Annotated in this window: 6 protein-coding genes; all 6 read left to right on the top strand. The window is 47.2% G+C overall.

Going from position 1 to position 7,958, the window contains the following annotated elements; translation table 11 throughout:
• Positions 1-11 precede the first annotated feature (11 nt).
• The 6 genes from QUB12_RS17530 (at position 12) to QUB12_RS17555 (ending at position 7,791) form a co-directional block, all read left to right on the top strand.
• Positions 12-2,120 (top strand): Gldg family protein, encoded by a 2,109-nt coding sequence (locus tag QUB12_RS17530; RefSeq protein WP_333142564.1) that lies wholly within the window; start codon positions 12-14, stop codon positions 2,118-2,120.
• Between the two features lie 26 nt (positions 2,121-2,146).
• The gene (locus tag QUB12_RS17535) at positions 2,147-2,962 is read left to right on the top strand and encodes a DUF4340 domain-containing protein (RefSeq protein ID WP_333307791.1); all 816 of its coding nucleotides are present in this window, start codon (positions 2,147-2,149) and stop codon (positions 2,960-2,962) included.
• Positions 2,963-3,236: 274 nt separating this feature from the next.
• Complete coding sequence (locus QUB12_RS17540) at positions 3,237-4,367, top strand: ABC transporter ATP-binding protein (RefSeq protein ID WP_333142562.1); 1,131 nt, start codon at positions 3,237-3,239, stop codon at positions 4,365-4,367.
• Positions 4,368-4,553: 186 nt separating this feature from the next.
• A complete protein-coding gene (locus tag QUB12_RS17545) occupies positions 4,554-5,684 on the top strand; it encodes a spermidine/putrescine ABC transporter substrate-binding protein (RefSeq protein ID WP_333142561.1) in 1,131 nt (376 codons plus the stop codon).
• Positions 5,685-5,915: 231 nt separating this feature from the next.
• Complete coding sequence (locus tag QUB12_RS17550; protein WP_333142560.1) at positions 5,916-6,827, top strand: ABC transporter permease; 912 nt, start codon at positions 5,916-5,918, stop codon at positions 6,825-6,827.
• 118 nt (positions 6,828-6,945) lie between these two features.
• The gene (locus QUB12_RS17555) at positions 6,946-7,791 is read left to right on the top strand and encodes an ABC transporter permease (RefSeq protein WP_333307794.1); all 846 of its coding nucleotides are present in this window, start codon (positions 6,946-6,948) and stop codon (positions 7,789-7,791) included.
• The last annotated feature ends 167 nt before the right edge of the window (positions 7,792-7,958 follow it).

The following is a 7,958-nucleotide window of genomic DNA, read 5'->3' on the forward strand; positions in this document are numbered from 1 at the left end:
ATATTTACGTTATGAAAATTAGCAAAACAAATTGGAAATACGTTTTTTTGCTGGGCCCCCTCCTCATCGCAGCGGGGGTAACAGCAGCACTTGTATCCGGAGTATGGGAACCATTGACAGTCGGTTTAGTTATTGCCGGAGCAGTGACGATCGCACTTTGGCTGCTATATTTGAGTTACGAACAAAGCTTTTGGGGGCGGCGTTCCACTCAAGCCAGCACCAACGCCCTGATTGCTACCCTCGCCGTCTTTGTGATTCTCGGAGTAATTAACTTCATAGCCGTTCGCTATCCCGTCCGCATCGACTTAACCGAAAGCCAACAATTTACCCTTGCCCCGCAGACTCAACAAATACTGCGAAACCTGCAACAAACAGTCAAAGTTTGGGTATTTGACCCCATCCAAAACCCCCAAATTAAAGAATTGCTGCAAAGCTACAAACGCGAGGGAGGCGAAAAGTTCCAATTCGAGTTTGTTGACCCGCAGACGCAACCGGGAAAAGCGCGGGAATTTAGCATTACCAGCATCGGAGAAGTTTACCTGCAATCCGGGGACAAAAAACAAGTTCTGCAAAAAGGTGGCACTGCTTTTGGTAGCGACCCAAATCAAGGTCTTTCAGAGATAAAACTTACCAATGGCTTAGAAGAAATCCTGAGCACTCGCGTTGCTACAGTTTACTTTTTGCAAGGCAAAGGAGCCCGCCCGCTACAGGAAGGTCAAGGCGGAATTCAGCAAGCTGAAAAAGCTTTGAAAGATAAATACTACAACGCCCAAACGCTGAATTTGACCGAACGCAAAGAAGTGCCAGAAGATGCAGATGCTTTAATCGTTCCCGGGCCGGACAAACCGTTTTCCGATACAGAAATTAAAGCACTAAAAGCTTATCTCGATCGCGGCGGCAGTTTATTGTTAATGGTAGACCCGGCAATTGATACGGGATTGGACAAATTGCTGCAAGAATGGGGCGTCAAACTAGACAGCCGTTTGGCCATCGATGCTTCGGGCACTGGTCAAAGATTTGGCCTGGGCCCCACGGTTCCTACAGTCAGGCGCTACGGCGAACATCCGATTACTCAAAGTTTTGGCAACGGTATTTCATTTTATCCGTTTGCGCGTGCTTTGGAAACCTCGCCAGTAGAAGGGATAGAGGAAAAACCGCTGATTTGGACGAGTCAGGAAAGTTGGGCCGAAAGCGATTTGACGACTAAGAAATTGGAGTTTGATCAAAAGACCGATCGACAAGGACCGCTATTATTAGGTGTAGCTTTAGTTCGATCGTCCACTGACAGCACTCCCTTAAAGCCCTCCCCTTCACCAACACCAACTTCGCCCTCGCCTTCACCCCAAGCATCGCCGACAACTTCCCCATCGCCGACAACATCGCCATCACCGATAGATTCACCATCGCCGATAGATTCACCATCGCCAACAACTTCACCCTCACCGACAGATTCACCATCGCCAACAACTTCACCCTCACCGACAGATTCACCATCGCCAACAACTTCACCCTCACCGACAACTTCACCATCACCGACAACTTCGCCATCGCCGACAACTTCCCCATCACCGACAACTTCACCATCACCGACAACTTCGCCATCACCGACAGATTCACCATCACCGACAACATCACCGTCGCCGACAACTTCACCAACAGCTTCCCCAATCAGCTATTCGGTGATTGTCTCGCAAGAAGCTACGCCGCCAGCATTACCCACGACTTCGCCAACACCCACAGCATCTCCCACAGCATCTCCCACAGCATCTCCAGAAAGTTCGCCAACACCCACAACCTCTCCCACAGCATCTCCCAGCCCAACGGCAACTCCTTCTGCGCCTTCAACTCCTAGAAAAACATCGCGAATGGTAGTAATTGGCACATCTCAATTTGTGACTAACGGTTGGTTTGACCAACAACTCAATAGCGACGTGTTTCTCAATTCAGTCAGTTGGTTGAGTAAACCAGACCAGCAAAGCTTTTCTATCAGTCCGAAAAAAGCTACCAACCGCCGTATTAACATGACGGCCATCCAAGTAGGATTGCTGGTTTTAGCTTGGCTAATTTGGCCTTTACTCGGACTGGGAATTGGCGGCGCTATCTGGTGGAAGAGAAGATAAGTTAGTTGACAGTTGACAGTTGACAGTTGACTGTTGTCAGTTGTCAGTTGACTGTTGTCAGTTGTCAGTTGTCAGTTGACAGTTGTCAGTTGACAGTTGACAGTTGTCAGTTGTTATTAATAACAAACTCCCCAATTCCCAATGCCCAATTCCCAATGCCCAATTCCCAATGCCCAATTCCCAATGCCCAATTCTCAGTTATTATGAAATTGCAGAAAAATACATTAGTATTGATAGCCGTCGCGCTTAGCATGACTGGGTTGGTTGCTTTGTTCGAGATGCAAGTGTCTCCGAAAGAGGAAGCCGCTAAGGAAGAAAAACAGAAAATTTTTGCTTTTAACTCCGATCGCGTACAATTCTTTACAGTCAAAACTCCCGAAAAAATATTGACTTTTGAGCGAGTTTATGCTACAAAAGGAGGCAAGTCTAGTTGGGAAATGAAATTGCCCGTGCAAGCACACGCAAGTCAGGCATCGGTGGATTTTTTGCTAGACAGGCTGGCAACAGGAAAGAGCGATCGCACGATTAATATTACTGCAGCTCAACTGCCGGAATTCGGTCTCGACCAACCCCAAGCTACAGTCACAGTAAAGCTGGACAACCAGGAAACTCACCGCCTAGTTTTAGGCAAAACAGACTTTAGCGGCCGCTTCTTGTACGCTCAAGCCAATCCGCCGGAAGCGCCCCCTCAAAATTCCGCCCAAAATTTGCCCGTGCTGCTAGTGCCTTTTGACTTTAAAAATGCCGTCCAGCGACCTTTGTCAGAGTGGAAAAAAGCAGAAGCACCCAAAACAGACAAACCGCAAAAACCCTCTCCCACGCCAAGTCCTGAGAATAAATAGATAGATGACCCATCGCTCTGAGATGTTGCACCCTTCTCAATAAGGCTTTTATGAACAGGCTTTTCGGCCTGTTCCACAAAGAGTAAATTTTTTTGTGGAACAGGCCGAAAAGCCTGTTGCTGACGCCTGTTGCTGACAATGGTGCGCTCTGGGATAGAATTTAAAGAACAAATCCCAAAACCTGTTACATCCAACATTCCTCACCTAAAATACAGAAAAGTCTAAACTTAAACTGTATTTAAGTAGCGTGCATTACCCCCAGGAAAGGGCGAATATGTTTCAGACAGCACTCAACCAAGGTACGACAGCAACGGATACAGCGCTTGACGTTGAACTCCGCAAGGTCTTTAAGGTATTTAACGGCGAAACCGCAGTCCGTGGAGTTGACCTCAACATCCGCCAAGGAGAATTTTTTAGCATCCTCGGGCCTAGCGGCTGCGGCAAGACTACGACGCTGCGCTTAATCGCTGGGTTCGAGACTCCCTCGGCGGGCGAATTGATGATTCGCGGCCAGTCGATGACCAACACTCCAGCTTACCGCCGTCCGGTAAATACTGTGTTTCAAAGCTATGCTTTGTTCGGACACATGAATGTCTGGGACAATATCGCTTTTGGATTGCGGATCAAAAAGCTGGGGAAAGCAGAAATTGAAGAACGGGTACGGGAAGTTTTGCAATTGGTGAAAATGGAATCTTTCGCCAACAGGTTTCCCGGTCAAATGTCGGGCGGCCAGCAGCAGCGGGTGGCTTTGGCGAGAGCTCTGGTAAATCGACCGGCGGTTTTGCTGCTAGATGAGCCCCTGGGTGCTCTGGATTTGAAGTTGCGGAAGCAGATGCAGTTGGAACTGTCGAATTTACATCAAGAATTGGGTTTGACTTTTGTGATGGTGACTCACGACCAAGAAGAGGCGATGAGTCTGTCTGACCGGATTGCGGTGATGCACGAGGGCAGGATTGAGCAAATTGGCTCTCCTGAAGAAATTTATGAGTGTCCCCAGACGGCTTTTGTGGCGGATTTTATTGGCGATACGAATTTGTTTGCGGGTACGGTAGAATCGATAGACCGATCGACTATCACAGTTCGCACATCAGCCAATCTGAAAATTATCGTTCAGCAGTCGGATATGTGGAGTGGTGTCACAGGCGACTCTGTTGTGGTCAGCGTCCGGCCGGAAAAAGTATATTTGAATCTCTACCAGCCGGAAGTGTCGGTCAACTGTTTTGAAGGGCGGCTCAAAAATACTATGTACATGGGCACGCACGTTCATTACGTGGTTGAGTTGTCGTCGGGCGATAAAATTACTGTGCGCCAGCCAAATACCGGCGGCTCTTTCCCAGATCCGCACACGCCGATTTACGCTTACTGGGGAACTACTGATTGTCTGGCTTTGACCGATCGGAATTAATCAGTTGGCAGTTGGTAGTTGGTATTAGTCATTAGTCATTAGTCATTAGTCATTGGTTATTTGTTGGTGGTGGGTTCTCCTAACAAATAACATAGGACAATTCCCAATTCCCAATTACCAATTCCCTAATCTTCAATCTTCAATCTCCAAATCTAAAATCTAAAATCTAAAATCTAAAATCGAACTGTGCCTCCGACTAACTTACCAATTTCCAGGATTTTCCCGGCTAATTCTACACGCCGTCAGTTCCTAAAAAATTCGGCGGCGACAATTTCCGGGTTAGCTGTTTCGAGTTGCGGCTGGCGACTTGCAGACGTACAATCTGCTCCTCCCGTCAAAGGTGATGCCGACCAACTTTTCATCTATACTTGGGCAGGCTATACCGATAACGCTTTGCTCGATCGCTTTGCCGAAAAAACAGGCATTCGCGTGGTTGCAGACGTATTTGACTCCAATGAGGCGATGCTGGCTAGGGTTCAAGCTGGCGGTGGCCGCGCCTACAGCATCATTTACCCGTCTGACTACATGGTGATTCAGATGACGGAACTGGGGCTGTTGAGCCAATTAGACCACTCGATTTTGGGCGGACTCGATCGACTAAAAAAACAGTTCCAAAACCCTGTTTATGACCCAGGAAACCGCTACAGCGTCCCTTTGAGTTGGGGAACCACAGGCTTAATTTACAACAGCGAACAGCTCAAAGAAGCTCCTGAAGATTGGGAGTATTTGTGGCAGCACAAACAGGAGTTAGCAAGGCGAATGACGCTGGCAAATGATGTTCGAGAAGTGATGGGCGCTGCGTTGCGGATGTTGGGCTATTCTCTCAATTCTACGAACCAAGAGCAAGTGAAACAAGCTTACGAAAAGTTGGTGGAACTCAAACCGGCGATCGCATCTTTTACCACTGATGCTTGGCGGCCGCAAATGCTGACGGGGGATTTGAAGGTAGCTATGTGTTATTCTTCTGATGCTAATGAGGTAATCCCAGATAATGACAAATTGCGCTATGTTGTGCCAAAAAGCGGTTCTTCTCTGTGGACTGACACTTTAGTAATTCCTAAAGGTGCTCCCAATCCCGAAGCAGCTTATAAGTGGATTAACTTTATGCTGCAAGCGGATGTCGCTGCTTCTTTAGTAGAACGGCTCAGTTTCTCAACTCCTTCTGAAGATGCTTTTAGTTTGCTGACGCCGGAAGTCCGCGAAAATGAAATTCTTTTCCCTTCGGAGGCAACTTTGAAAAATTGCGAAGGTGTTGCTCCGGTAGGAAAATTTATAGACGTGTACGATCGCTATTGGACTAAATTAACCAGCGGCTAATCTTATTTTTGCCATAAATTTCATGTGGATTTCGATTTACCGTGGGGTGGGGGCGGGTTTATGAGATTGTTTATTTTAGGCATAGATTGTTGGTGAAACCCGCCCCTACATTACATTTCGATTTACCGTGGGGTGGGGGCGGGTTTAGAAGATTGTTTATTTTACGCATAGATTGTTGTTGGTGAAACCCGCCCCTACAAATCAAAACTCAAAACTCAACACTATTTATTTATGGCTGTTTCAACTAGAACTCCCCCTCCTATTCCTCCCAATTCTTCTTTGAAGGCTGAAACTGTTTCCCCGTGGTCGGCGTGGGCTGGGCCACTGGCATTGCTAGGCCCTTCTGGCTTGTTGCTGCTTTTATTATTAGTCATACCAACTTTGGTGATTTTTCAGCTTAGTTTGGTGCCGAATATTAAACCTGGAGATTTGGTGAATCCTTCGGGAATCGGCAATTACCTGCGAGTGTTTGAGCCGCTGAATTTGCAGGTGATTGGTCGATCGCTCTTTTTCGCAACGGGGACTACTATTCTGTGTTTGCTGCTGGGATTTCCTGTGGCTTACTGGATCGCCCTCAATGTGTCGAAAAAGTGGCGGAATTTAACTTTGTTAGGCTTTGTGTTGCCGCTGTGGACTTCTTCGCTGTTGCGATCGTATGCTTGGATTACAATTCTGCGTCCTACGGGCGTTCTCAACTCGCTGCTGGCACTTGTAGGCATTCCTCCTCTAGAATTGCTTAATCAAAGTTCCGCAGTTTTAATCGGCATGGCTTACAGCTATTTACCTTATATTGTGACAATTCTCTACGCTTCTTTGGAAAAGTTAGACCGCAGGTTGCTAGAAGCATCTCAGGATTTGGGCGCGAATCCAGTGGAAACTTTCTGGAAAGTGACAGTACCTCAGACGATGCCGGGAATTGCTGCGGGTTCTTTGCTAGTATTTATTAGCAGTTTGGGCGATTTTGTCGATCCAGAGTTGCTCGGTGGAGCTTCGAGCATGACGGCGGCTCGTTTGATTTACAATCAGTTTTTGGGTGCGACTCAAAATTGGGGTCTGGGTTCGGCTCTGAGTATGGTATTAATCTTTGCAGTGAGTATCGGAATTGCCCTTTTGCTCAAATATGGCGATCGTAATACAATTTAGGATGTTGAAGTAAGAAGGAAGAAGGAAGAAGGAAGAAGGAAGAAGGAAGAAGGAAGAAGGAAGAAGGAAGAAAACAATCCTAATCTCTTACAAATTACCAATTACCGATTACCGAGAAATGGAAAATACCCCCGAAAATCCACAGGAGGAAATACAACCCGATATGTACTTAAAACCTAAATTTAAGATTTCTTGGCAGGTGATATTTGCCGTTGTGATGTTTTTTTATATGTACCTACCCATCCTGGTACTCACCTTTTACAGCTTTAACAAATCGCGTTTTAGCGCCGGCTGGGAAGGATTTACTTTAGATTGGTACGTTAAATTATTTAGCGATACGCGGATTTTAGTTGCCCTGAGAAACAGTTTAACAGTGGCTGTGTGTGCAGTTGCAATCTCGGCTGTACTCGGCACTTTGATGGCCGTTGGTTTAGCCCGCTACCGCTTTCCTGGCAAGAATTTATATCAGGGAGTTTCCTACTTGCCGATTATTATTCCAGATATTGCGACCGCAGTTGCTACTCTGGTATTTTTAGCGGCGCTGGCTATTCCTTTGAGTTTGTGGACAATTGTCGCCGCTCACGTTGTGTTTTGTCTGGCTTACATCGCTCTAGCTGTTTCTACTAGATTGGCAGATTTAAACCCGTATTTAGAAGAGGCTGCCTTGGATTTAGGTGCAACGCCTGTTGAAGCTTTTATTCAGGTTTTGCTCCCTCAATTAATACCCGGAATTGTTTCGGGTTGTCTGCTGTCTTTTGTCCTCAGCATGGACGATTTTTTGATTGCGAGTTTTACCGCAGGTAGCGGGACTACAACTCTGCCGATGGAAATTTTTAGCCGGATTCGGACTGGGGTAAAACCTGATATTAATGCTCTCAGCGTGCTGTTGATAGTAGGTTCGGGAGGATTGGCATTTTTAGCGGAATATTTGCGCGGCCGGGGCGAGCAAAAACGGACTCATTAGGAAGTGGGCAGTGGGCAGTTGGCAGTTGGCAGTTGACAGTGGGCAGTTGACAGTGGGCAGTTGACAGTTGGTTATTTGTGAGTTGTTACCAATGCCCCATGCCCCATGCCCCATGCCCCATGCCCCATGCCCCATGCCCCATGCCCCATGCCCCATGCCCCATGCCC

Source organism: Microcoleus sp. B7-D4, assembly GCF_036705125.1.
In the GTDB taxonomy this organism is placed as follows: domain Bacteria; phylum Cyanobacteriota; class Cyanobacteriia; order Cyanobacteriales; family Microcoleaceae; genus Microcoleus.

Bases quoted from the DNA above. Each gene is read 5' to 3' on its own strand.
- QUB12_RS17530 (WP_333142564.1), top strand. From the start codon at position 12: ATGAAAATTAGCAAAACAAATTGGAAATACGTTTTTTTGCTGGGCCCC.
- QUB12_RS17540 (WP_333142562.1), top strand. From the start codon at position 3,237: ATGTTTCAGACAGCACTCAACCAAGGTACGACAGCAACGGATACAGCG.
- QUB12_RS17550 (WP_333142560.1), top strand. From the start codon at position 5,916: ATGGCTGTTTCAACTAGAACTCCCCCTCCTATTCCTCCCAATTCTTCT.
- QUB12_RS17555 (WP_333307794.1), top strand. From the start codon at position 6,946: ATGGAAAATACCCCCGAAAATCCACAGGAGGAAATACAACCCGATATG.